This is a genomic window from Dechloromonas aromatica RCB (assembly GCF_000012425.1).
On sequence record NC_007298.1, the window covers coordinates 4,011,232 to 4,035,566 of the forward strand.

The following is a 24,335-nucleotide window of genomic DNA, read 5'->3' on the forward strand; positions in this document are numbered from 1 at the left end:
ATGTCTTTGAAATGCGGCATCGTCGGCCTGCCCAACGTCGGCAAATCCACCCTCTTCAACGCCCTGACCAAGGCTGGCATTGAAGCGGCCAATTATCCGTTCTGCACTATCGAGCCAAACGTCGGCATCGTCGAAGTGCCGGACAAGCGCATGAAGGCGCTGGCCGAGATCGTCAAGCCGCAGAAGATGCAGCCCGCCATCGTCGAGTTCGTCGATATCGCCGGTCTGGTGGCAGGTGCCTCCAAGGGCGAAGGCCTGGGCAACCAGTTCTTGGCCAACATTCGCGAAACCGATGCCGTGGTGCACGTTGTGCGCTGCTTCGCCGACGACAACGTGGTACACGTATCCGGCGGCGTCGATCCGCTGCGTGATATCGAAGTCATCGATACCGAACTGGCCCTGGCCGACATGGCCACCGTCGAAAAAGCGCTCAACCGCTACCGCCGCCCGGCCAGTTCCGGCGACAAGGAAGCCAAAATTCTGGTCGCCGTGCTCGAAAAGTGTTTTACCCAGCTCGACCAGGCCAAGGCCGTGCGCGCCCTCGACCTCTCCAAGGAAGAATGGGCCTGCCTGAAGCCTTTCTGCCTGATCACGGCCAAGCCGGTCCTTTATGTCGCCAACGTGGCGGAAGACGGCTTCACGAATAATCCGCTGCTCGATGCCGTGCGCGCCCATGCCGCCGCAGAGAAGGCTGAAGTGGTTTCCCTGTGCGCCTCGATCGAATCGGAAATTGCCGACCTCGACGACGAGGAAAAGGAAATGTTCCTGGCCGATCTCGGCCTCGAAGAACCGGGCCTCGACCGCCTGATCCATGCCGGCTACAAGTTGCTCGGCCTGCAGACCTACTTCACGGCAGGCGTCAAGGAAGTCCGTGCCTGGACCATCCACCAGGGCGACACCGCCCCGCAGGCGGCCGGCGTCATCCACACCGACTTCGAGCGCGGCTTCATCCGCGCCCAGACCATCGCCTTTGAAGACTTCATTACCTACAAGGGCGAAGCTGGCGCCAAGGAAGCGGGCAAGATGCGCGCTGAAGGCAAGGAATATGTGGTCAAGGATGGCGACGTAATGAATTTCTTGTTTAACGTCTAAGTCATGCGTTTAGAATCAGGACATTGATTCCATAGATTGCGCGAATGACAGATCTCGTCGCCGCTACCGCAAGGCAGCCAGCCACTGAAGGAGAAGTTCTCTCCAGAGCGGCATTACTACGCGCCTACGAGCAAAGTCAGGACGCCATTCTCGTCACCGATCGCGACAATCTGATCGTCGCGGCCAATGGCGCCTTTTGCCAGCTGAGTGGTTATGCCTCCGACGAATTGCTTGGCAAGGATCCCCGGGTCCTTGCCTCCGATAATTCGACAGCCGAACATTATGCGAGCATCTGGAACGCACTGGCCACAAAGGACTTCTGGGAAGGCGAGATTTGGGACAAAAACAAGAATGGCGAACGCTATAACCGCTGGCTGAAGATTGCCGTCTTGCGGGACGCCGAGGGCCAGATTGAAAATCATGTCGCCAATTTTTCAGAAATGGAAGCCAGCAAGGAATACGCCGACCGGCTCGCCTATCTGGCTTACCACGACCCGCTGACCAACCTGCCCAACCGGCTTGCTTTCGAGTCGCAACTGGCGCAAGCCCTGCGTGGCTGCGAACGCGACAACCGCCAGCTCGCGCTGATGCTGATTGACCTCGACAATTTCAAGAACATCAACGATACGCTCGGCCATCACGTCGGTGATGAACTGCTGCAAAAAGTCGCCTTGCGCCTGCGCGAAAGCGTGCGTTCCAGCGATCTCGTTGCCCGCATCGGTGGCGACGAATTCGTCATTGTTCTGCCGGAAATCGAGTCCCCCCTGACGGCCGCCCGGGTGGCCAACAAGGTGCAGCAGAACATGGCCGACAGCTACAGGATTGCCGATCACGCGCTGTATGCCACGCCGAGCATTGGCATCAGCCTGTTTCCGATCGACGGCAGCGACGCCAACACCCTGCTACGCAATGCCGATACCGCGATGTATCACGCGAAAGACGCCGGTCGCAACAACCACCAGTTTTACACCGCCCGCATGAACGAGGCGGCGGGCGAACGACTGCACATGGAAAACGAACTTCGCCAGGCCATCTCGGCCATTTCGCCAGGCGACAGCGAATTCTCCCTGCACTTCCAGCCCCAAGTGCAAACAGCCACCGGCCAGGTGTTCGGGCTTGAGGCGCTATTGCGCTGGAACAATCCGATCTTTGGGCAGGTTTCGCCGATGCGCTTCATTGCCATCGCCGAAGAAACCGGCTTGATCCAGCCGCTTGGTGATTGGGTGATCTGGGAAACCTGTCGCCTGATTCGCCAGATGAAGCAGCACGGCATAGAAGACATCCGCATTGCGATCAACATTTCCGCCCAGCAGCTACGCCACGAAAACCTGCTCCTGCTCGTCCGCGGCGCCCTGTCCTGCTACGACCTGCGCCCCGAAGACATCGAACTCGAAATCACGGAAAGCACGGCCATGCAGAACCCGGAAACCACGCTGTCGATACTCGACCAGCTGGCCGCAATGGGCATCGTCTTGGCCATTGATGACTTCGGTACCGGCTACTCGTCGCTAGCCTATCTGAAGCATCTGCCGATCCAGCGCTTGAAGCTGGACCGATCCTTCGTCAAGGACATCGAAATCGATGCCAACGATGCGGCCATCTGCACTGCAACCATAGCGCTTGGCCACAGCCTGGGCCTGGAACTGGTCGCCGAGGGCGTCGAAACCGAGGCGCAGCGTGCCTTCCTGGCCAGTCTCGGCTGCGACACGCTGCAAGGCTATCTGTACAGCAAGCCAATGCCCTTCGAGGAAACCATCGCTTACCTCAAGGCGCATCAGGCGGCTCGGCCCTAGGCCGCGACTAGCGGATGACCTTGCGCCACTCAGTCTCGAAGTAGCGCACCAATACCTGATTGTTCAGCTGGTTAACTTCAGCCGGTACCCGTGCCATGTCGGCCGGAAAGTTGAACATACCGGCCAGGGTTTCGCTGGTCAAAAATCGGGTTTTGTCCGAAGCAAACGCAGGCATCGAAAACGCCTGCCGGCCGGCAATGATGTAACCCCACTCACCGAAAGAGGGCACCAGCGCATGGTAGGGAGCCGTCTTGAAGCCCGCACTTTCCAGCGTTGCCACCACGCACCAGAACGATTGGCGGGCATAGAGGGGGGAAGTCGATTGCACGACGAGCAGCCCACGGGCCGACAGCCGTTTTTCGATCAGCCGGTAGAACGCCGAGGTATAGAGCTTGCCGAGCGCAAAATTGGCCGGATCGGGAAAGTCGATGACGATGAAGTCAAAGTACTCCTTGCTGTCCTCCAGCCATTGCAGGGCATCGGCGTTGACCACCGTGACCCGCTCCGATTTCAGCGCCCCCTGATTCAATGCAACCAGTGCCGGTGCCGTTGCGAATAGATCGGTCATCGCCGGATCGAGATCGACCAGCGTCACCGATTCGACGTTCGGATACTTGAGAATTTCGCGTACGGCCAGCCCGTCGCCACCGCCCAGCACCAGCACCCGCTTCGCCCCCGGCAGACTAGCCAACCCTGGGTGAACCAAGGCCTCGTGATAACGGTACTCATCATGCGAGGAAAATTGCAGATTATTGTTCAGGAAGAGCCGCAGATCGTCGCGCCAACGGGTAACGACAATACGCTGATAAGGCGTGGTTTCGGCATGGACGATTTCATCGGCGTAGAGGTGTGCCTCGGCAAAGGTCGTCAATTGCCCGGCTCCGGCAAAACCGATCGCCAGCAGACCGAACACCCCCCAGCTTTGCATCGCCAGCCAGCGGCGACTCGGCAATTGCTCGCGAAACAGATGCAACGCCCACAACGCTACCGCCACGTTCAGGACACCAAACAGCAGCCCGGTGCGGACCATGCCCAGTTGTGGAGCAAGGACCAGCGGAAAGAGAATGGAGACTGCCAGCGCACCGAGATAATCGAAAGTGAGGACTTGCGATACGAGATCCTTGAAAGCCAGCTCGCGCTTCAGGATACGCATGACCAGCGGAATCTCCAGACCGACCAGAACGCCGACGCCGAAAACCGCCAGATAGAGCACCAGCTTGAAGGGGGCTGACAGCCAGGTAAACACCAGGAACAGTCCAACCGCCGAGAAACCGCCCAGCAAGCCGACCATCAGTTCGATCTGGATAAAGCGGCCGATCAAGTCGCGGGTAATGTATTTCGACAACCACGAACCGGCCCCCATGGCGAAAAGATAGGTACCGATCACCGTCGAGAACTGCGTCACCGAATCGCCGAGCAGGTAGGACGATAGCGCGCCGGCAATCAGCTCGTAGGCCAGCCCGCAGGAGGCGATGACAAAGACGGAAAAAAGGAGGGCATGCCGCATGGATTAGTGGTCTGCTTCGTAATTGGCTGAACAGGGTGAAGGCGCTGAATTTGTGCCGTTGGCTAGGCGCCGAATTTGCAAACCCCGGCAGCGATAGCCGAAGCTATCGCGAGGATGAGTAACACCGCCAGCGGTGCAAAGACAAGCTTTCATGTTCAGTTAATTGCGTAGCAGACCACCAGGATGCTAACCCGAAAAGCATGGAACGGCGCAGCACCGGAGCGGTCAGAGCAGTACCCCCTACCGGAAACTGGCTCATTTTCATGTCGACTTCTCCCCAAAGGAAACCCCACTGGCGAAGCGCATTCCTGCCTCTCCTCCTGCTGGTTCTAAGCCCCCCTGCCGCACAGGCGGCCGAATACACCATTGATTCGACGCACACCTACGCCAGCTTCGAAATCGACCACCTCGGCTTTTCGACGCAACGCGGCCAGTTCAACCGCAGCAGCGGCATCGTTGAATTCGACCCTGAAGGCAGGACAGGACGTATCGACATCCGCATTGATGCCGCCTCGCTCGACACCGGGTTCGACCTGCGCGACGACGTACTACGCGGCGACAGCTGGTTCAATGTCCAAGCCTTCCCGGACATCCTGTTTCGCAGCCAGAAACTGGTATTCACCGAGGACCGGCTAAGTGCGGTCGAAGGCACGCTGGCCATGCTCGGCGAGATTCGTCCGATGCGTCTGGAAATCAGTCGCTTCAAGTGCGGCCTCAATCTCGCCAACCGCAAGCGTGGCTGCGGCGCCGATGCGTTGGGCAGCCTGCGCCGCTCCGAATTCGGCATGAACAACGGCCAACCTTTCATCGGCGACGAAGTGCGCCTGCGCATTCAGGTCGAGGCTTACCTGCCCTGATCTCAACGCGGCACCGGATCGCCGCCATCTCACTAAAGTCATGTGCTAATTGCCTGTTTCTGCGAAAATAGCACCCCCTTTGCTGTTCCCGGATTACCCCCATGCCCCCCCATCCCGCCATAGCCAGCACTGCTGAAATCGTCACCGAACTCAAGGCCGGCCGCATGGTCATCCTGGTCGATGAAGAAGACCGCGAAAACGAGGGCGACCTCGTCATGGCCGCCGAGCACATCACGCCTGAAGCCATCAATTTCATGGCCAAGTTCGGCCGTGGCCTGGTCTGCCTGACCCTGACCGAAGCACGCTGCAAAAAGCTGGGGCTGACCCAGATGGCGCGCAACAACGGTACGGTTTACGGCACCGCCTTCACCGTTTCCATCGAAGCTGCCGAGGGCGTCACCACCGGCATCTCCGCCGCTGACCGGGCGCGCACCATCCAGGTCGCCGTCAACAAGGCATCGACGGCTGACGACATCGTGCAGCCCGGCCACGTCTTCCCGATCACCGCCCGCGAAGGTGGTGTGCTGGTCCGCGCCGGCCATACCGAAGCCGGCTGCGACCTCGCTGGCATGGCCGGCCTGGAGCCATCCTCCGTTATCTGCGAGATCATGAACGACGACGGCACGATGGCCCGTTTGCCGGAACTGATCGAATTCGCCAAGGAACATGGCCTGAAAATCGGCACCATCGCCGACCTGATCCATTACCGTGCCTCCTCGGAAACCCTGGTCGAGCGCGTCACCAGCAAAACCGTCTCCACGGCCCACGGCGATTTCACCCTGCACGCTTACGTCGATCGGGCCAGCGGCGCCACGCACCTCGCCATGGTTAAAGGCAGCCTCCCGGCCGGCGGCGAAACCCTGGTTCGCGTCCATGAGCCCTTATCTGTCCTCGACTTCCTTGATCCGGCCAGCAAACGCCAGGCGTTCTCGATCGACCAGGCGCAGGCTGCGCTGGCCAAGCACGGCCACGGCGTCATCGTCCTGATGCATCGCCCGGAAGATGGCGCGGCGCTGCTTTCCCGCCTGACCGGCACCGCCCCGACCGCCCCCGCCAAGTGGGACCCGCGCAGCTACGGCATCGGCGCCCAGATTCTGCGTGACCTCGGCGTGACCAAGATGCGTCTGCTCTCCAGCCCGCGCAAGATGCCTTCCATGACCGGCTTCGAACTTGAAGTCACCGGTTTCGTCACCTCTCCTGCGGAGCTCTAAGCACCATGTCCACGAATTCCCGCTTCGACAACGTCTTCGAATACGACAGCAACCTCAACGGCGCCGGCCTGAAAGTCGGCGTCGTCATGTGCCGCTTCAACCTGCCGGTCTGCGAAGGCCTGCTCTCTTCCTGCATCGCCGAACTGAAGCGCCTTGGCGTCGCCGACGCGGACATGACCATCGCCACCGTGCCCGGTGCGCTGGAAGCACCGCTCGTCCTGCAAAGCATGGCCCAGAGTGGCAGCTTCGACGCACTGGTCGCCCTCGGTGCCGTGATCCGCGGCGACACTTACCACTTCGAAGTGGTCTCCAACGATGCCTGCCGTGCCATCATGGAAGTCCAGCTCGATACCGGCGTGCCCATCGCCAATGGCATCCTGACCTGCGATACCGACGAACAGGCTGAAGTCCGCATGCAACCGAAGGGCGCCGACTGCGCCCAGGCCGCTGTCGAAATGGCCAACCTCCAGAAAGCCCTGCTCCAATGACCACCTTCCTCAGCGACAGCGAACATCCCCAGGACGTCAAGGCACCGCCTAAATCGGCCCGCCGCCGGGCCCGCGAATTCGTGCTGCAAGGCCTCTACCAGTGGCGTGTCGGCGGCGCCGACGAGGCCTCCATCGAAGCCTACGCACCGGAAATGGAAGGCTTCGCCAAGGCCGACCGTGAATTCTTCGTCGGCACGCTGCGCGGCGTCATCAGCCAGCAAGAAAAGCTGATCGAACAGGTTTCCACCCATATCGACCGCCCGTTCAACGAACTATCCCCGGTCGAAGCCTGCATCCTGATGCTGGGTAGTTTCGAGATGCTCAACCATGCCGAAACGCCCTATCGCGTGATCATCAATGAAGCCATCGAGCTGACCAAAGCCTTCGGCGGCACCGATGGCCACAAGTACGTCAATGGCGTGCTCGACAAGGTCGCGGCCATCCTGCGCCCGGACGAGGTTGCGGCCCGCAAGCAAGCCAAGAAATAAGCCTATGGCCGGCGAATTCGCGCTGATCGACAAGTACTTCGCCCGGCCGACCCCGTCGGCTATCCTCGGCCCCGGCGACGACTGCGCCTTGGTCCAGCCCTCACCGGGCAAGCAACTGGCCATCACCACGGACATGCTGGTGGCCGGCACACACTTCCTGCCCGGCACCGACCCGAAGAATCTCGGCTGGAAAGCCCTCGCCGTCAATCTCTCCGACCTCGCTGCGATGGGCGCCCAACCGCGCTGGGTCACGCTGGCCGGCGCCTTGCCGAGCGTTGACGAGGCCTGGATCGCCGCCTTCGCCAGCGGCTTCTTCAACTGTGCCCAGGAATACGGCGTCGACGTCATCGGCGGCGACACCACCAAGGGCCCGCTCAACGTCTGCATCACCGCCATCGGCGAAGTCGAACCCGGCCAAGCCCTGCGCCGCGATGGCGCCAAGGTCGGTGACCAGATCTGGGTATCCGGCCGTCCCGGCCTCGCCGCCCTCGGCCTCGCCTATCTGCAAGGCAAGGTCAAGCTGCCAGAACCGTGGCCACGGCTATGCGTCGGCGCCCTCGAAAAGCCGCGCCCGCGCGTTGCCCTCGGCCTCGCACTGACCGGCATCGCCAGTGCCGCGATCGATGTTTCCGACGGTCTGCTGGCCGACCTCGGCCACATTGCCGAACGCTCTGCCTGTGCAGCCGCCGTCAAACTCGTTCAGCTACCGCACCTGCCCAAGGGCGAAAGCTACGATGCCGACCTTCGACGCATTGCCCTCGAATGCCAGCTGGCCGGTGGCGACGATTACGAACTCTGCTTCACTGCCCCCGGTAGCCAAAGTCTGGCCATTGCGCAAATTGCCGCCCAACTCGAATTGCCGCTGTGGAACATTGGCGAAATGGTGACCGGCCAGGCTGGCGAAGTCGCTGTATTCGACCCGGACGGCAAGCCGGTCGAGTTCAATCACAAGGGATACGAGCACTTTGGCGCCGAAACCTGATTTCGCTTTCCTGCTCGCCCACCCAGCGCACTTCTTCGCGCTCGGCTGCGGTAGCGGACTGGCCCCCAAGGCGCCCGGCACCTTCGGCACCTTGTTCGCATGGATTACCTTCGCGCTTTTCCACAGCTACTTTGGCGATTTCCAGCTGCTCTTTCTGTTGGCCGCAGCCTACCTTGCCGGTATCTGGTTCATCGACGTTACCGGCAAGGCCATTGGCGACCCCGACCATGGCAGCATCGTCTGGGACGAGATTGTTCCCTTCTGGCTGGTCCTGCTGATGACGCCGGAGACATTTTTCTGGCAACTGGCTGCCTTCGCGCTGTTCCGCTACTTCGACATTACCAAGCCGCAACCGGCCCGCTATTTCGACGAGCACGTCAAGAACGGCTTTGGCGTCATGGCTGACGATCTTGTTGCGGCCGGGTACACTTTGCTCGCACTGGCCCTGCTCAAGATCGTTTTTGCCTGACGTTCGAACGCCACAGGCATAGAATAACGACGTCTCCAACGCTTGGAGCTTCATCATGAGTCATAAGCATGCCCACCTGATGCGCAGCATCTTCCAGGATCCGCCGTCGGCGAACATCCACTGGCGCGAAATCGAATCGCTCCTCCTCCACCTCGGCGCCGAAGTTGAACCCTCGCATGGAGCCCGCTTCAAGATCACCCTGAACAAGGTCGAAGCCTTCCTGCACCATCCGCACAACAGCAGCACCTGCAGCAAGACCGACATCAAGGCTATCCGCGATGTGCTGACTCATGCCGGGGTGACGCTATCGGCGTATGAAGCCAAGCAGGACTGAGGATTGATCACCTCTCCGCGCGAGAAGCGAAAAAGCCACCTTTGCGGTGGCTTTTTCATGAATCCTTGGCTTGCCCTAGCGGGCTCAAGTGAACAATTTTTCCACTTGGACGACAACGAGAATTTGGGAAATTGGTATTGATGAAAGGCTTGAGAGAATCCCAGCCAATCCCGGTTTCTAATGATTCGAGCCCTTCAAAAACTCTACCAACTGCCGAGCCGGTAACGGACGACTGAAGAAATAGCCCTGCATCTCGTGACACCCCAACTGTCCCAGGACAGCCACTTGGTGCTCGGTCTCAACCCCCTCCACAATCACATGGAGATTGAAGTTGCGGGCGATTCCGACCATGGCCTGGATAATGGCGTATGAATCTTGGGAGGTCTGCAGGTCGCGGACAAATGACTGGTCGATCTTGATCCGGTTGACCGAGAAGCGACGAAGGTAATTGAGCGAGGAATAGCGCGTACCGAAATCATCGATTGAGACGTGCACCCCGGTACTGCGAAGGCGTTTCACCTGCGCGACGATATTCTCTACGTCCTTCATCAGCAGGCTTTCGGTAATTTCGATTTCAAGCGACTCGGGCGAAATCCCGAATTCGTCGAGAGGAATGCGGATTCGCTCCAGCAGATCGGCTCGATCAAATTCGCGGGGCGAAAGATTGACGCCTATTCGTAGCGTCCCGAAGCCTTGTTCTCGCAGGTGCGCCAATTGCGCACAAGCTTCGCGCAGCACCCAGTCGCTGATCGCGATGATCAGACCCGTCTCTTCGGCAATAGGAATAAAGATTTCAGGGCTGATCAAGCCCTCTCGTGGATGGTGCCAGCGAATCAGGGCCTCAACCCCAACAGCACGCCCGACCGTCGCATCGATTTGTGGCTGGAAATGCAATTCAAACTGGTTGCCTTCCTTCAGGGCTTTCCGCAGGTCATTCTCGATGGACAAACGGTCAAGATGCGCTGTGTGCATGTGTTCCTGAAACACCACATAGCCATTCTTGCCCTGTGCCTTGACTTGGTACATCGCCATGTCAGCACAGCGAATCAAGTCCTGAGCATTCGTGCCATCATCGGGATAGATGGCTATGCCGATACTGGTCGTCGCCAGAAATTGAGTTTCAGCCACGACGAATGGCCGGCGCGTTTCCGAGAGAATTTTCTCGGCAACCACATTCGCGTCATCGCGGTTCGTCAGGGTCGGCAGCAAAGCAGTAAATTCGTCGCCACCTTGTCTGGCCAGGGTATCTCCTGTCCGCAAACAACGGCGGACACGGGCCGCAAACTCCCGGAGAAGTTGGTCCCCCACCTGGTGGCCGTAGGTGTCGTTGACCAGTTTGAAACGATCGATATCCAGAAACATCACAGCCAGTTTTTCTTCGCGCCGTGATGCCTGGGCTATCGCCATCTCCAGCCGATCCAGGAACAGGATTCGATTGGGCAACTTGGTCAGGAGATCATGAAACGCCTGAAATGTGATGGTCTCTTCCGCCTTCTTGCGTTCCGAGATGTCACGCGCCACGCCAGATGTCCCGAGGAACGCACTGGGTTGCCCAAATTGCTGGGTTTCGTATACGCCCTGCGAACTCAGGATGCTGGTCACCACCGCACCGTTGCGTAACGCGGGGGAGGACGGTTTGCGCCTGAAGCGCACTTCAAGGTTGCTGGTGGCTCGTTCGCCGACGCGCCTTTCAATGAAGGCATATTGAACGTGTTCGTAGTCCCGGGAATCGACCACCTGTGAGTAATGCTGTCCGGTTAACTCGCCGGGGGTATAGCCCAGCAAAGCGTTCACTCGACCATTGATAAAGGTGAATCGCCCCTGTGGATCCAGGGTAAAGATCATGTCTGGCGACTGCTCGACCAAGAAGCGGTGCAGGCGCTCAGAATGCTGCATTTGCGCCGAAATGAGTGCGTGCTCTTTCTTGCGCTGGCGATGAACCAAAGCTCGCTCGACGGCGATGATCATGTCGTCCGGATCGCAATCCTTGCGCAAGAACTCGAAGACCCGATGACGGAGCGCATGGATCGCCGAATCGATTGACTTGTCGGCACTGAACACGATCACATCGGTATCGATCCCGTGCGCGCTCATCCATTCCATGATCTCCAGACCGGAGATGTCTGGAAGTCGCAAGTCCAAAATGACGAGATCGGTCTTCCCCGCCTTTAGCTTGGCAATGGCTTCCTGTCCCGTGCTGGCTTCGTCGATGGAACGCTGATCGCTGTCGAGCAGCGCAGTGTAGGCACTCCGAAAGCGCGGTTCGTCATCTACGACCAGGATATTCTGCTGCGTTGAAACAGAGGGTATCCTCGCGAGCTCGTACAGTGCAGTAATCGCGTTCATGCACGCCCCATCAATGCGTCAGGCGAATTGCCGAGTTTTGGAATCAACAGCGCAATGCTGGTACCGACCCCGATCTGGCTGCGACAGGTGATAAGTATCCCTTCCTGTTTGGCCAGTCTGCCCACCACAGAAAGTCCGATACCACGCTGTCCAGTCTCGGAGATGGCTTTCGGGCGATAGATCGATTGAATCGTCTCTTCCGACATCCCCGGGCCATTGTCGTCGACACGCAGTTGGACATAGCCATTGCCGTCATGAATGATGTTGTCACTGACAGAAATTTTGACGCACTTCCCGGCGACTAGCGCTTCCGAGGCGTTCTTCCAGAGGTTCAGAACAATTTGCTTCAGGTTGTCCCGATTGACCTGAATCGGCATTGCCGTTTGCGGGAGCGTTGCCTCAAACCGTATCCCATTGTCTCTAAACAAGGAGTCAGCGTATAACAGCACGAAATCATTGAGGAGACTGGTCAGATCGCTATCCTGGGTTTTCGGGGCACCACTGAGGGCATGGGTCATGTGGCCAACGATATTGGCGACCCGATCGATTTCCTCGGTTAACACCACCAGCTCCTGGCGAACACCATCCTCCGGAAGTTTCCGTTCGAGAATTTTGAGGTAGCTCTTGATAATACCGAGCGGGTTACCGGCCTCATGAACGATCTGGCGTGCATGGTGGTTAAATTGATGGCTCAGTTCCGCCTCGACTTGCTGCCGGTGATGCTTGGCCTCCATCAGGGCATCGAGACTGATTGCGGCAATTTTGCCAAAGTTGGCCAACCAGGGTATTCGGCGCTGCAGACGACCATACTGTTTGGCCGACAAGCCGCAAATCATGACGCCAATGACGCGGTTGCGTGCCAGCATAGGGACGCACAGCAGGCCTTCAGTCGCTAAGGCCCGGGTGATCTGCAAGTCGAGCAAGGGGAGCGATTCAGGCTGTTCAAACGTTGTCCGTATCTGACGGCCGATGACCGCCGCGGCGGCCAGGGAGCGGGATGCAAGCAGGGGGATCGCAAGCTGCCGGAAGAGTTCCGGTTGAGCCCCCACCTTTTCGCCGGACAGTGCATCTCCTTTTTCAGTCGCCAACAGGATGGCCACTTTGGAGAGTTCGAAGAGAATTCGCGCGGACTCTCGCAAGGCCAGCAAGACTTCTGTGTCACTGCCCAGTTGGAACAAGTCCTGTTGCAGCGGTTGCAGCAACGCCATGCCACCGAGCATTGCGGTGAGATCGTCCTCTGCAGCACTTTCCGAAGCAGGCGAACTCACTGCAGGGGGCGACATCAGCCTACGGCGCTTGGGAAATACTTCGGGAACGGAAATTCCGATGGCCTCTGCAATTTGCCGGGTTCGCTGGATGGCGCGCTCTCGCGCAGCAATCAGGGCTGATTTCTCGACCTTGAGGCTGCTACCGTTGAGCGCCAAACCAAACTCAGGCGAATCTTCCATGCTTGCACTCAGCGCCTGAGCCATCCAGACGATCTGCGGCAAGGCTGTTGCCGTCTGAATTTGCCCTCCCGATGCATGGTGAAAAGACACACCATCGGCCAGCACGGAATCCAATTCCCAGTGGTCGATCAGCCACCCACCGACCTCGGCGTGCGTAGTGCCAAACAGCTGCCGTTCTTCAGTCAGCAATCTGGCATTGCCTTCCGCATTCACCATGAAGCGGCGATAGGGTTCGCCAATGGCCGACAGCAGAATAAGCTCACCAATATCGTGCAACAGCCCCGACAGATAGGCTTCATCAGGATGCGGGTAGCCCGCAAGCTCAGCAATACTTCGCCCGAGCTCGCCAACCAGGAGTGAATGGCTCCAGAAGTCGGCAACGTCAGCCCCCTCCAGCTTGGTGTCGCGTTCAAAAAGTCTCTGGATGGAAAGACAGGTGGCGAGTGAGCGAACCAGTCGCGTACCGAGAGCGATCAGGCAGGTTTCAAGATTCTTGAGCTCTGTTCCTCGGCGTAGCGCAGGTGAATTGGCCACGCGCAATATGCGGCTGGCCAACCCTGGGTCTTGCTCAACGATACCAGCCAAGTCACCCATCGTCGCCTGCTCGTCTTCGACAGTTCGCATCAGTCGCAACAGGATTTCGGGCGGCGACGGAATCCGACCGCTTTCGATTGCTTCGTGAACAGACTCGGGGAGACGGTGCATGCGTTTACTGGATCGAAGCTTGTCTAATTACGAACGAAAGAGATGACGATCTATCCATTGGCTTCAGGACATCAAGTGCAATCTACACTATCAATAGGTAAGGCGTATGAAAGCTCACTAACAATGATTCAGCACATAGCATACCTAACTTTAGTAATACCGATCGGCTACATACTAGACTATATTTATGCGAATTTGCTCGACCAGATGCTCTTCGGTCAGCCTGCAAAGCCGCAGCGATCAGGATCGAACAATGGATGCCAGGCAAGCAGTGAAGCCCTGAGGCGGGGTTTCCTCGGAGGTGACAATGGCATGGCCCAGATTGGCGTTAGGGTAGGCCGGAAACCCTTCTCCGATTTCCTGAGGGCATCGAACACAAGTTGTGACATCAGGATCTCATGCAGCAAGACAACCGTCCTGGTGCAGTTGCTTCGCCATCAATGATGGTTTTTCGAAGCAGGATTGCCTGTAAGGAGCATCACTCTAAGCCGTTAGCTGGTGGCGCGAAGGGTGTATGGCGGCTTGTTACTTGATGGTTTTTTGTCTTGCGCTTGGGAGCATTTTGGACGCTGACATCGAATCAATGCCCCCCTTATTTGAGCTGAATCTCAGACTAATTGGAGGGCATGGAGGACAAACGAATGGTGTCGGCAAATTTTACAGACACTTCGCGAAACATAGGGCACGCATTCGTAACCAACTGATTTTAATAAATAATTTTTGAAGGCATGCGATTTGCTTATATCCACCCCGCAAATATTTATCACGCCGTTGCGCTCGACGTTGTGAAACGAAATAATCGAAAAAGGGAGTAAATAATGTTTGGGGACTATATTAAAAAGTGTAGTTTTATCGCTGGGACTGCCGCTTTGATGCTGGCAAGCATGGGAGCACAAGCGAATTTGGTAACGAACGGTGACTTCGAGACGGGAAGCTTGGCCGGATGGGGCCAAAGCGGCGTAGGTAACAATTTTGTAAGTGGCTCCTTCGATGGCTATACGCCGTTTGGCAACTTTGCAATGTATATGGGATGCGTGGGTAATCTGTGCGGTAATACGCAAACCATCTCCACGACGGCAGGTGCTAGCTATTTGTTCGAGTTCGATTACGGCAGTGATGGCGCAAGACCAAACGAATTCATCGCAAATTTCGGTGGCGCCACGGTCTTCCACACGCTGAACGACACAACGAATACCCGCCCGGGGTTCACTCATGAGAGTTTCCTCGTCACAGCATCCAGCTCATCGACCGTAATTGAATTCCTCGGGCGAAATGATCCGGCGTATCAAGCGCTTGACAATGTGTCGGTGACTTTAGCCAATCAGGTCCCCGAACCTGGGGCACTCTCCCTTCTCGGACTTGGCCTTGCTGGTTTGGGAGCAACGCGTCGCCGCAAGCAATAACCTGAAATATTTCTCAGCAGACCCGCTCCGGCGGGTCTTTTCATTTTTAGCGCCCTGACCTACGGATAATTTGAGTTGTTACCATCGTAAGGTCTGAATTCTGGCAACTCATTCAATATCCGGAAAGATGTCACCCAGAAGTGAGCGGCCTGCATCGAAGGCGTCCTCACTAGAGATCATCTGAATTAACGATAGCCGTGCCGCATTACAAATGCTCGCCTATTAAAGGAGGCTGCCACTAATCAGGTCGCCATCAACGAATTATCCAAGAAGCTCGAGATGGCCAAGGTTGGCGGATTCAGACAACAGGCACTTGAGGCAATGTTGGCGAGATGGGGAGCCGGTACTAGTGTCTTTGCGTAAGGCCTGGATTTGCTAGACCAGGTCAGACTCGGCAATCGGAGCGTTACCAAGACCCAACCTTTTTTGCGCCGGCTTCTGCACAAACTCCATATAACGCAAAAGAGCCACCCAAACGGATGGCTCAATCACTTGATTTACAACGGAATTCTGGTGCGCCCGACTGAATTCGAATCAGTGACCCCTGCCTTCGGAGGGCAGTACTCTATCCAGCTGAGCTACGGGCGCATGGGAGGGACGCATTCTACCCCCAGCCTGAGCTTGCGTCCATGGCGCCAAAATAATGAGCCTGATCTGAAACGGCTGGCCAAAATCATTACCAATGATGCGGGGGATGTCAGCCTCGGCATTCAAGCTGGGCAATTCACCGCTTTGCGGCAGTGGCAACCGCGTCTCCAGCATTCGCTAGGCCGTAGAGCGCCTGGCCACAAAAAATACCGTCTGTTTCGTGGTGGCTTCCGCCTTGCGTTCGAGAATCAACGGTTTGCCGGCAGCCTTGATCGAGCAATTCTTGAAACGGACGATGCTGCAGGCTTTGGCATCCAGTCTGATTGCCCGCCACCAGTATGGCATTCGCCGGATGCGGCCTATACCTACGCGTTCTTCCATGATGTAGCGATACCATTGATGATGCGCCGTTTTCCGGATTACGCCGCGCTTCTGGACAAGTGCAAACTTGAAGGCTCAATGCTGACCGAGGCTGAGGAACAATATTTCCCCAGCACCCACCCGATCATTGGCTCCCTGCTGGTCCGCAACTGGGGGCTGCCCTCTATCCTCGGACAGGCGATCCGCTTTCAGCATGAAAAGGATGCCTACGATTTGCCGGACCGGACGCTGCCCGGTGGCACGCTTTCCTTGATTGCCGTCACGCAGCTGGCCTAGCACCTGCTTGGCGATGACCTGGATGATCTGCGTGGCCGTGTGGCCTCGGCCATCGAAGACGCGGCAGCCTGATCGACTTTAGTCGAAGAAGGTACGGGCGGCCTGGAAACGCTGCGCGTAGTAAGTGTCGCTCAGCCGGTCGATGCGAACCCGGCCGTTGGTCGACGGCGCATGGATGAAGCGCGTCTCGCCGATGTAGATGCCGACATGCGAGAACGAGCGATTCAGGGTATTGAAGAACACCAGATCGCCCGGCCGCAGCTCTGCCCGATCGATCGGTTTGCCGTTGCGGGCGATATCTGCCGCGCTGCCCTGCACCCTGAGCCCCGCCGCCTGCCCGTAGATATAGCTGACCATGCCGCTGCAATCGAGACCGGCCTCCGGATTTTTGCCGCCGAAGCGGTAACCGGTATCGATCAGCCCCATGGCGTAGAAAACCACCTCGGTGCCCTTCTCACTGACCGGACGCGATGCTTGCGCTATAGTTTCCGTCGAGGCGGAAGAGCGCGGCCCTGGGCTGCCGCAAGCGGCAAGCAGCAAGGCTGAAAGGGAGAGCAGAATCAGGGCTGGAATACGCATTTAGCTAAAGCACTTTCTTGGATCAATACATAACTTACAGTTTTTACAGGAATTTTCAAGACCATGAATTTACAGAACACTGAATTGCTACGGTCAACCAACCTGATTGGCGGAATATGGGCCAGGGCCGATGACGGCGCCCAGCTGGCGGTGATCAACCCGGCGACCGGGGAAAAGCTGGCCGATGTACCGCTCTGCGGCGCCACCGAAACCCGCCGCGCCATCGACGCAGCCAATGCCGCCTGGCCGGCTTGGCGTGCCCTGACCGCACGTCGCCGTTCCCAATTGTTGCAAGCCTGGTTCAGCCTGATCATCAAGAATGCCGACGACCTGGCCCAGCTGGTCACAGCCGAATGCGGCAAGCCGTTGCAGGAAGCCAAGGGCGAGGTGATCTACGGCGCCTCCTTTGTCGAGTGGTTTGCCGAAGAGGGCAAGCGCACCTACGGCGAGAGCATCCCGAGCCCGGCTGCGAACACGCGCCTGCTGGTCATCAAGCAGCCGATCGGCGTCTGTGCGGCAATCACGCCCTGGAATTTCCCGCTCGCCATGATCACCCGCAAGGTCGCTCCGGCACTGGCCGCCGGTTGCCCAGTGGTGGTCAAGCCGGCCGAAGCGACGCCGCTGACGGCTCTGGCCCTGGCCGTGCTGGCCGAACAGGCAGGTTTCCCGGCTGGCGTATTCAATGTCGTCACTGGCAAGCCGGCTGAGATCGGCGGCGAGCTGTGCGCCAACCCTATCGTGCGCAAGCTGTCCTTTACTGGCTCGACCGGCGTTGGGCGCCTGCTGATGGCGCAATGCGCGCCGACCATCAAGAAGCTGTCGCTGGAATTGGGCGGCAATGCGCCGTTCATCGTGTTCGATGACGCCGATGTGAACGCTGCGGTCGACGGTGCCATTGCGGCCAAATACCGCAACACCGGCCAGACCTGCGTCTGCGCCAACCGATTCCTGATCCAGGCTGGCATCTACGATGAGTTTGCCGCCAAGTTTGCCGAGAAGGCGAGCGCCCTGAAAGTCGGCGCCGGCATTGAAGCCGACGTCGCGCAAGGCCCGCTGATCAACGCAGCCGGCCTGAGCAAGGTCGAAGCACACGTCGCCGACGCAGTCGGCAAGGGCGCGCGCGTACTGTGCGGTGGCGCCCGCCATGAACGCGGGGGTAACTTCTTCCAGCCAACGGTGCTGGCCGACGTGACGACCGCGATGATGGTGGCCCGTGAGGAAACCTTCGGCCCGGTAGCACCGCTGTTCCGCTTCGAGACCGAGGAACAGGCCATCGCCATGGCCAACGATACCGAGTTCGGCCTGGCCGCCTACTTCTTCACCCGCAATGTCGGCCGCTGCTGGCGCGTCGGCGAGGCGCTGGAATACGGCATGGTCGGCATCAATACCGGCATGATCTCCAACGAGGTTTCGCCGTTCGGCGGCATCAAGCAATCCGGCCTCGGCCGCGAAGGCTCGAAGTACGGCATCGAGGACTATCTGGAAATCAAATACCTCTGTTTCGACGTCAATACCTGAGCCGATGGGCAAACTGATCGTCCTCTCCCTTCTGGCCCTGCTCGTCGCACTACTGTGGCGCAGGTGGGGCCGGCAACGGCAGTCGGCCTACATCGAGCGCTACCCCTATCAGCGTTTCCTCGACAAGCGACTGGCAGCCCGGCGACCTGAACTTAGCCCGGAACAGCGGACTGAGGTCCTTGCCGGGCTGCACGATTACTTCCAGCTGTGCCGCAGGGCCGGGCGTCGCATGGTGGCCATGCCCTCGCAGGCGGTCGACGACGCATGGCATGAATTCATTCTGTTCACCCGGCAATACGACAAGTTCTGCCGGCACGCCTTCGGCCGCTTCCTGCACCACACGCCAGCTGAGGCGATGAGTTCGCCAACGCAGGCGAGCGATGGCATCAGGCGCGCCTGGCGACTGGCCTGTGCGCAGGAGAAGATCGACCCGAAAAAACCGGAGCGCCTGCCTCGACTATTCGCGCTCGACGCCAGCCTTGGCATTGCTGGCGGCTTCATCTATCAGCTGGATTGCATGGCGGCTCGCAACGGCGCTACCGGCGACGCCTATTGCGCCAGCCATATCGGCTGCAGCAGCGGCTGCTCTGGAGACTCAGGCAGTGGCGATTCAGGCAGCAGCGACGGGGATGGTGGCAGTGGCTGCGGTGGTGGCTGTGGAGGCGGCGGTGATTAAACCGACTCAACCGCGGTTCGCTGAATAGACCACGACCCGGTTACGTCCCTCGTTTTTGGCAGTGTAGAGTGCTTGATCGGCGGCCTGGGTCAGTTCATCTGGCATTTTGCCGTGATCGGGGTAGGCTGCAACCCCGGCCGAGGCGGTAAAGGAAAGCTCGAAATTGCCGAAGGTGACACGGATTTCGGCAATTTTGCTGCGCCAGAGTTCAGCCCTTTCGGCGGCAATGGCCAAGGGCATGCGCGGCATCAGGATGACGAATTCCTCGCCGCCGTAGCGGCAGAGGACGTCCTCGTGCCGGATGCCAGCGCGCAGAGTTTCGGCCAGAACGATCAGTGCCTGATCGCCGGCCATGTGGCCATAGGTGTCGTTGATCCGCTTGAAATGGTCGAGGTCGAGAATAAGCAAAGAAAGAGGGTAGCCTTCACGGCGCGAACGGGAGAGCTCGCGCTCCAGTGTTTCATCGAGATAGCGCCGATTGAAGCAACCGGTCAGGCTATCGCGAATTGCCTGCTCCCGAAGCGCCACCTGCAACTTTTCGATTTCTTCCAACTGCTTGCGCAGCTTGTCGTTGGCGCTGCGCAATTCGGCCTCGGAGCGGCGGCGCTCCGAAATATCACGGGCAATGCCCAGCAACGCGAAAGGCTTGCCTTGTTGATCGAGCAGAAAGCTGCCGACAACCTCGGATGAGATGACCCCGCCATTTTTGTGCGGTTGCTCGATTTCCGTCATCGCCGACTGGGCGCTCAGATCGCCGGCAGCCAATCGGGCGAGATGTTCCTCAAGCGTTGCCACAACGGCGGCATAGGAAGCCGGGGTCATCGCTTCAGCCAGCGTCTGGTTGATCACTTCGTCAGGCGTGAACCCGCGCACCGCTTCCACCGAGGGACTGACATAGCTAAAGCGCATGGTGGCGAGATCGACGGTCCAGATCACATCCTTGCTGTGCTCGGCGAGTTGCCGATAGCGCTCCTCGCTATGACTCAACGCCCGCTCGAACACCCGTCGCGAAATCATCTCGCGGGTCAGACGCCGGTTCAGACGAGCGAAATAGACTGCCGCTCCGGCAACCACAAGGATCAGCAGCGCAATGCCGGCAAGTGCGTAGCCAAACCATACCGGCAGTTTCCGTTCTTCGGCTTCGAAGATCAATCCACTAACCGAGTACTTTTCCGGCAGCATGCCCAACTCGGCGTAGGTCTGGGCAATCTGCTGCCAACGGCTGCTTGATTGCAGGCCGAGCTCGACCAGATCCGGCTGCATCAGGCGCTTCAACTCCTTCGCTTCGAATAACAGATGCGCCCGCTCATGTCGCCTGGAGTATTTCTTCAGGATCAGATCAGCGATTTCTTCCGGATGCTCAATCGCATACTTCCAGCCCTGGATGGCGGCGGCGCGAAAGGCGCGGACGCGCTCCGGGGCGCTATGGGCCCGTCCTTCGGTCGTAAATAGGGTGTCGCCGTAAAAATTGATGCCGACAGCCGACGGACTGAAAGCCAGATAGGGGAAACCCACGGACTGCAAGGTGTAGGGTTCGTCGGTAACATAGCCGGACAGGGCATCAACCCGGCCTGAAATCAGATCCTTGGGATCGAAACTATGCGACACCGCGTCATAGCGCGTCACCCCTTCGCGACGCAGATAGGCAAACAGTTCCGTTTCATGCGGCGTCAACATGATGCGAGCACCATTCAATGCATCAATGCTGGTGATCTTTCGCCGGTTGACCAATAGCACCAGCGGCGAGCGCTGGACGATGGCGGCCAAGGCCACGACCGGTTTGCCCTGGGCCCGATGCAGGGCGAGTTCGGAAGCGGCGACACCGAACTCCGCTTCGCCGCCGAGCACGGCACTGACCGGATCGCTTCCCTCGCTTAACTCACGCAGACTGACGTCGAAGCCGGCATCGCGAAAATACCCCTTGTCGATGGCGGCGTAGTAGCCGGCAAACTGGAACTGATGTTTCCAGTTCAGTTGCAGGACGACCCGCTCCACCGCAAAGACAGGAGCGAGAAACAACAAAAGAAATAGGGAGAGGATCAGCCGCACGGACGTCATTATCAGCCAATCCGGGTAATTTATATTACTTGTGATAAGTCCGGCTGCTGCCTGAACTGCCGTGCCCGGAATTGGCCACATTATCAAACATGTTCCATCCCTGATGCTGGGCATAAGCGAAGAGCAGCAAGGCAAAGACACCGGCAGCGATGTTGAATTTATCGAACATCAGTCGTCACCCCCATCCACATCGTCGCTGCTCACCGGCGCATGGTCGCTTTCTGCCCAGCGCCGCCCTTCGAAAGCAGCCCGCCGCATGCTGACGAAGATGGGGAAGAGCAGCAGGAAGATCAGCACCATCACGAAATTCGACCAGCCCGCACTGGCCGTATGAACCTCAACGGTATCGCGCACGGCCAGCGAGTTGTTGGGCGCCATGTCGGGATCGAGCGTCAGATAATAAGTACCGGCCGGGATATTCAAAAAAACCACCTCGTCATCCCGACTGCCTTCTGTCCAGGAGCCACCGTCGTAACCGCTGTAGAAGGACAATTCGCGGGTCGCCGGCCAGGCAGTACCCGTGGACTTGTTGACCAGCATCATCTCCAGGCCGATCCAGTTGTTGTTAAGCGATGTCGAATTCTTGACGGTGACCTTACGCTTCTTGCCGGTGACCTCGAATTCTCGGGTCTGTACCTCGTCACTGCGGCGCGGCTCAAAGGTGAAATCCTGTCGCAGCAATTGCTTGCCGCCGGAAAGAAAGACAAAGAAGAACTGGACGACGATGGCGACCAGAACGAGTTTCCAGAACAAGCTCCAGACGCGATGGTCTGCCGCCGCCCAGGCATTGGGCTGGTTGGCAAAGACCCCAATTGGTTCGGGCAAATCCCCAGGCAATTTGAAGGCCTCGGCGATTGTTTTGGGCGATACATAGACGCCCTGTGACCAGGTCAGATCGTTAGCGGTGGATTCACGTGACAGCATCAGTGGCGGAGCGACGTAATCGACAACCCGATTGGTTTCACCGCGCCTGACTCGCCAGGTGAATTCCCCGGCCACCTGGATGACTTCAGCCACCTGTGTGGTCGAGAAATGTTTGAAGAGCTCGCCGGCAAAGCGAATGCTGTCGACTTCGATGACACCGCTGCTCGTCGGCGGCCTCGACAACACATCGACCACGTTCCAGTGCCCGTTGTATTCGGTCAGCCAGCGGTAGCTGCCGTGCTCGCCGGCCAGCAGGTATTCGCTCCAGTGGTAGGCAATGCCGTCGACCTTGCTCTGCTTGACCAGAAAACCGATCACTTCGACCGGCTTGCCCTCGAGCGTTCCCTTGCTGCCGAGCGGCAAGCGCGGCGTGTATTTTTCATCGCGAGCCGCCAGCGATTTGGAGAGAATTTTGTAGTTCTGGTCGGCGGTATCGACCACCGCACCGCAAGTCGCACAACCCACCGCGAGAATTTCCCGGGAGCGGGCCGACATCGGAGAGCCACAACTCGGGCAGCGGAAAACCTGAGCCGTGACCGTCGCTGTCGGTTCGTCCATGCCGTCGCGCAGCTTGGCCATCTTCAGCGTTTTGAAATCGACCGCTTCGCCAACGAACAGCAAGGGCGGCGTTTCCGAGTAATCGAGCGTCGCAAAACTGGCCTGGTTCCGGAGATCAACCGCAGAGACCGGGTAACCTGCCCCGACCTTGAACGGTAGTTCGCCCTGACCGGCCACGCACTCGGCGTCTTCGAGATTGCTGACGGTCCAGGTCTGGCTGGCCAGTACGAAGCGCTGGCCAATCTTCAGCCCGTCAAAGGCAGGGAGTGGCTCCTGGACCTGCTGCATGAAGGTAAGCACATACTCACCGCCTGCCTCCGACAGCCAGCCAGTTCGCATGTCGTCGAACAGCAGGTGCCACTCGTTCCAATAGCCTTGGCTGTACTTGACCTGAATGCGCCCGATCAGCGCGAAATGAACGCCCTTGTAGCTCCCCTCCGAGCCCAGTTGCAGCGGCGAACGGTCCTCGACCAGCGCCGCCATTTTGCCGATGTCTTCCAGATTCTGGTCGTGACGGACCAGCGTGCTCTGGCAGTATTCACAGACAGCAAAAACCGACGACGCCGATTTGAAGACAACCGGCGCGCCACAGGAAGGACAGGAGGCGTTCAGGGCCATAGGCCGTGGATCAGGTCAGTTTCTTCAGCAACTCGGCTTTCTTGGCCTCGAACTCTTCCTTGGTCAGGATGCCTTTTTCGACCAGCCCGTGCAGTTTTTCCAGCGTCGCCACAATGTCATCGGCCGAAATCGCCGCGACCGCCGGCGCCGCGGCAGCTGGTTGCAGGGCCGCGCCCATCGCCTGCCCGACGACCTGACCGAAACCGACACCGGCACCAAGACCGACGCCCATCGCCGCCATGCCACCTTCGTTTTTCGCGGCATCGGGGATGCTGTTGGCGACCTGATACTGCGTGTAGCGCTGCATGTCGCCAATCATGTTCATACCGATTTTCTGGTCGAGAATCTTCTGCAGCTCTTCGGGCAGCGAAACGTTCTGGACAACCAGCGAATCGAGCGCCAGACCGTACTCGGCAAACATCGGCGCCGCCTTGGCCAGCATTGCCTTGCCGAACTCATCCTGATTGGCCGCCATGTCGATGAAGGCCACGCCAGATTCGCCGAACAGATCGGTCAACCCGGCGACCATTGTGTTGCGTAACTGACCCTCGAGCTCCTCGCGAGTGTAGATGTCGCGCGTACCGGAGATCTTCTGGTAGAAGGTTTTCGTATCCGTCAGGTGATACGAGTAGATGCCGAAGGCACGCAGACGGACGATGCCGAATTCCTTGTCGCGGATGGTGATCGGGTTCGGCGTCCCCCACTTCTGGTCGAGTTGGGTACGGGTTGAGAAGAAGTAGACGTCGGACTTGAACGGGGATTCAAACAGCTTGTCCCAGTTCTTCAGGTAGGTCAGGACCGGCAGCGTCTGCGTCGTCAGCTTGTACATGCCCGGCGCAAGGACATCGGCCACCGTGCCTTCGTTGACGAACATGGCCACCTGAGAATCGCGCACCGTCAGGCTGGCGCCGTTCTGGATTTCCATTTCCGCCATCGGGTAGCGCCAGGCCAGCGTGCCGTCGGAATCCTCGGTCCATTGGAGGACGTCGATAAACTGTTTCTTGATGAAGTCCATCAGGGCCATGGTGTTCTCCTT

22 protein-coding genes and 1 tRNA gene are annotated in these 24,335 nt (G+C 58.6%); 13 read left to right on the forward strand and 10 right to left on the reverse strand.

Annotation, left to right across the window (positions count from 1 at the left end; translation table 11 throughout):
- Both ychF and DARO_RS19055 read left to right on the forward strand, forming a co-directional pair.
- A complete protein-coding gene (gene ychF, locus DARO_RS19050) occupies positions 1-1,092 on the forward strand; it encodes a redox-regulated ATPase YchF (RefSeq protein WP_011289458.1) in 1,092 nt (363 codons plus the stop codon).
- A 44-nt stretch (positions 1,093-1,136) separates the two neighbouring features.
- The gene (locus DARO_RS19055; RefSeq protein ID WP_011289459.1) at positions 1,137-2,885 is read left to right on the forward strand and encodes an EAL domain-containing protein; all 1,749 of its coding nucleotides are present in this window, start codon (positions 1,137-1,139) and stop codon (positions 2,883-2,885) included.
- Between the two features lie 7 nt (positions 2,886-2,892).
- On the opposite strand, the gene DARO_RS19060 is transcribed toward DARO_RS19055, so the two are convergent.
- Positions 2,893-4,392, reverse strand: a complete 1,500-nt coding sequence (locus DARO_RS19060; RefSeq protein ID WP_011289460.1) for a polyamine aminopropyltransferase — start codon at positions 4,390-4,392, stop codon at positions 2,893-2,895.
- A gap of 263 nt (positions 4,393-4,655) precedes the next feature.
- Between DARO_RS19060 and DARO_RS19065 the strand changes: the two genes are divergently transcribed.
- The 7 genes from DARO_RS19065 (at position 4,656) to DARO_RS19095 (ending at position 9,221) form a co-directional block, all read left to right on the forward strand.
- On the forward strand, positions 4,656-5,249 hold the full coding sequence (locus tag DARO_RS19065; protein ID WP_049758797.1) for a YceI family protein: 594 nt from the start codon (positions 4,656-4,658) through the stop codon (positions 5,247-5,249).
- 101 nt (positions 5,250-5,350) lie between these two features.
- Positions 5,351-6,460 carry a bifunctional 3,4-dihydroxy-2-butanone-4-phosphate synthase/GTP cyclohydrolase II gene (gene ribBA / locus DARO_RS19070; protein WP_011289462.1) on the forward strand — a complete coding sequence of 370 codons (1,110 nt, stop codon included), beginning with the start codon at positions 5,351-5,353 and terminating at the stop codon, positions 6,458-6,460.
- 5 nt (positions 6,461-6,465) lie between these two features.
- The gene (gene ribH / locus DARO_RS19075) at positions 6,466-6,948 is read left to right on the forward strand and encodes a 6,7-dimethyl-8-ribityllumazine synthase (protein WP_011289463.1); all 483 of its coding nucleotides are present in this window, start codon (positions 6,466-6,468) and stop codon (positions 6,946-6,948) included.
- Entirely contained in the window at positions 6,945-7,436 is a 492-nt protein-coding gene (gene nusB, locus DARO_RS19080; protein ID WP_011289464.1) for a transcription antitermination factor NusB, read from the forward strand. The genes ribH and nusB overlap by 4 nt, the downstream gene beginning before the upstream one ends.
- Positions 7,437-7,440: 4 nt before the next feature.
- Positions 7,441-8,418: a thiamine-phosphate kinase gene (gene thiL, locus DARO_RS19085; protein WP_011289465.1), complete on the forward strand. Its 978-nt coding sequence runs from the start codon at positions 7,441-7,443 to the stop codon at positions 8,416-8,418.
- Positions 8,402-8,887 carry a phosphatidylglycerophosphatase A family protein gene (locus tag DARO_RS19090; RefSeq protein WP_011289466.1) on the forward strand — a complete coding sequence of 162 codons (486 nt, stop codon included), beginning with the start codon at positions 8,402-8,404 and terminating at the stop codon, positions 8,885-8,887. The genes thiL and DARO_RS19090 overlap by 17 nt, the downstream gene beginning before the upstream one ends.
- Before the next feature lie 55 nt (positions 8,888-8,942).
- A complete protein-coding gene (locus DARO_RS19095) occupies positions 8,943-9,221 on the forward strand; it encodes a type II toxin-antitoxin system HicA family toxin (protein ID WP_011289467.1) in 279 nt (92 codons plus the stop codon).
- Positions 9,222-9,398: 177 nt separating this feature from the next.
- On the opposite strand, the gene DARO_RS19100 is transcribed toward DARO_RS19095, so the two are convergent.
- Both DARO_RS19100 and DARO_RS19105 read right to left on the reverse strand, forming a co-directional pair.
- Complete coding sequence (locus DARO_RS19100) at positions 9,399-11,567, reverse strand: EAL domain-containing protein (protein WP_011289468.1); 2,169 nt, start codon at positions 11,565-11,567, stop codon at positions 9,399-9,401.
- Positions 11,564-13,720: an HDOD domain-containing protein gene (locus DARO_RS19105; RefSeq protein WP_011289469.1), complete on the reverse strand. Its 2,157-nt coding sequence runs from the start codon at positions 13,718-13,720 to the stop codon at positions 11,564-11,566. Before DARO_RS19105 ends, DARO_RS19100 begins: the two co-directional genes overlap by 4 nt.
- 818 nt (positions 13,721-14,538) lie before the next feature.
- On the opposite strand from DARO_RS19105, the gene DARO_RS23380 reads away from it, so the two are divergent.
- Entirely contained in the window at positions 14,539-15,123 is a 585-nt protein-coding gene (locus DARO_RS23380) for a PEP-CTERM sorting domain-containing protein (RefSeq protein WP_011289470.1), read from the forward strand.
- Between the two features lie 511 nt (positions 15,124-15,634).
- Here the strand turns inward: DARO_RS23380 and DARO_RS19120 are convergent.
- Positions 15,635-15,711, reverse strand: a tRNA-Arg gene (locus DARO_RS19120).
- A 177-nt stretch (positions 15,712-15,888) separates the two neighbouring features.
- On the reverse strand, positions 15,889-16,092 hold the full coding sequence (locus tag DARO_RS23385) for a hypothetical protein (RefSeq protein ID WP_497463001.1): 204 nt from the start codon (positions 16,090-16,092) through the stop codon (positions 15,889-15,891).
- An 18-nt stretch (positions 16,093-16,110) separates the two neighbouring features.
- Between DARO_RS23385 and DARO_RS23390 the strand changes: the two genes are divergently transcribed.
- Complete coding sequence (locus tag DARO_RS23390; RefSeq protein ID WP_497463002.1) at positions 16,111-16,368, forward strand: HDOD domain-containing protein; 258 nt, start codon at positions 16,111-16,113, stop codon at positions 16,366-16,368.
- A 78-nt stretch (positions 16,369-16,446) separates the two neighbouring features.
- On the opposite strand, the gene DARO_RS19130 is transcribed toward DARO_RS23390, so the two are convergent.
- Positions 16,447-16,947, reverse strand: coding sequence for a C40 family peptidase (locus DARO_RS19130; protein ID WP_011289472.1), 501 nt, complete (start codon positions 16,945-16,947; stop codon positions 16,447-16,449).
- Positions 16,948-17,010: 63 nt separating this feature from the next.
- Between DARO_RS19130 and DARO_RS19135 the strand changes: the two genes are divergently transcribed.
- Together DARO_RS19135 and DARO_RS19140 are read left to right on the forward strand one after the other, a co-directional pair.
- On the forward strand, positions 17,011-18,465 hold the full coding sequence (locus tag DARO_RS19135) for an NAD-dependent succinate-semialdehyde dehydrogenase (protein WP_011289473.1): 1,455 nt from the start codon (positions 17,011-17,013) through the stop codon (positions 18,463-18,465).
- Between the two features lie 4 nt (positions 18,466-18,469).
- On the forward strand, positions 18,470-19,141 hold the full coding sequence (locus DARO_RS19140; protein WP_011289474.1) for a UCP032817 domain-containing protein: 672 nt from the start codon (positions 18,470-18,472) through the stop codon (positions 19,139-19,141).
- A 6-nt stretch (positions 19,142-19,147) separates the two neighbouring features.
- On the opposite strand, the gene DARO_RS19145 is transcribed toward DARO_RS19140, so the two are convergent.
- From DARO_RS19145 to DARO_RS19155, 4 genes are all read right to left on the reverse strand, one after another.
- Positions 19,148-21,160 (reverse strand): diguanylate cyclase, encoded by a 2,013-nt coding sequence (locus tag DARO_RS19145; RefSeq protein WP_198134072.1) that lies wholly within the window; start codon positions 21,158-21,160, stop codon positions 19,148-19,150.
- Between the two features lie 64 nt (positions 21,161-21,224).
- A complete protein-coding gene (locus tag DARO_RS23195) occupies positions 21,225-21,368 on the reverse strand; it encodes a hypothetical protein (RefSeq protein WP_198134073.1) in 144 nt (47 codons plus the stop codon).
- Positions 21,368-23,299: a DUF4178 domain-containing protein gene (locus tag DARO_RS19150; protein WP_011289476.1), complete on the reverse strand. Its 1,932-nt coding sequence runs from the start codon at positions 23,297-23,299 to the stop codon at positions 21,368-21,370. Before DARO_RS19150 ends, DARO_RS23195 begins: the two co-directional genes overlap by 1 nt.
- Before the next feature lie 10 nt (positions 23,300-23,309).
- Positions 23,310-24,323 (reverse strand): SPFH domain-containing protein, encoded by a 1,014-nt coding sequence (locus DARO_RS19155; RefSeq protein ID WP_011289477.1) that lies wholly within the window; start codon positions 24,321-24,323, stop codon positions 23,310-23,312.
- Between the last annotated feature and the right edge of the window lie 12 nt (positions 24,324-24,335).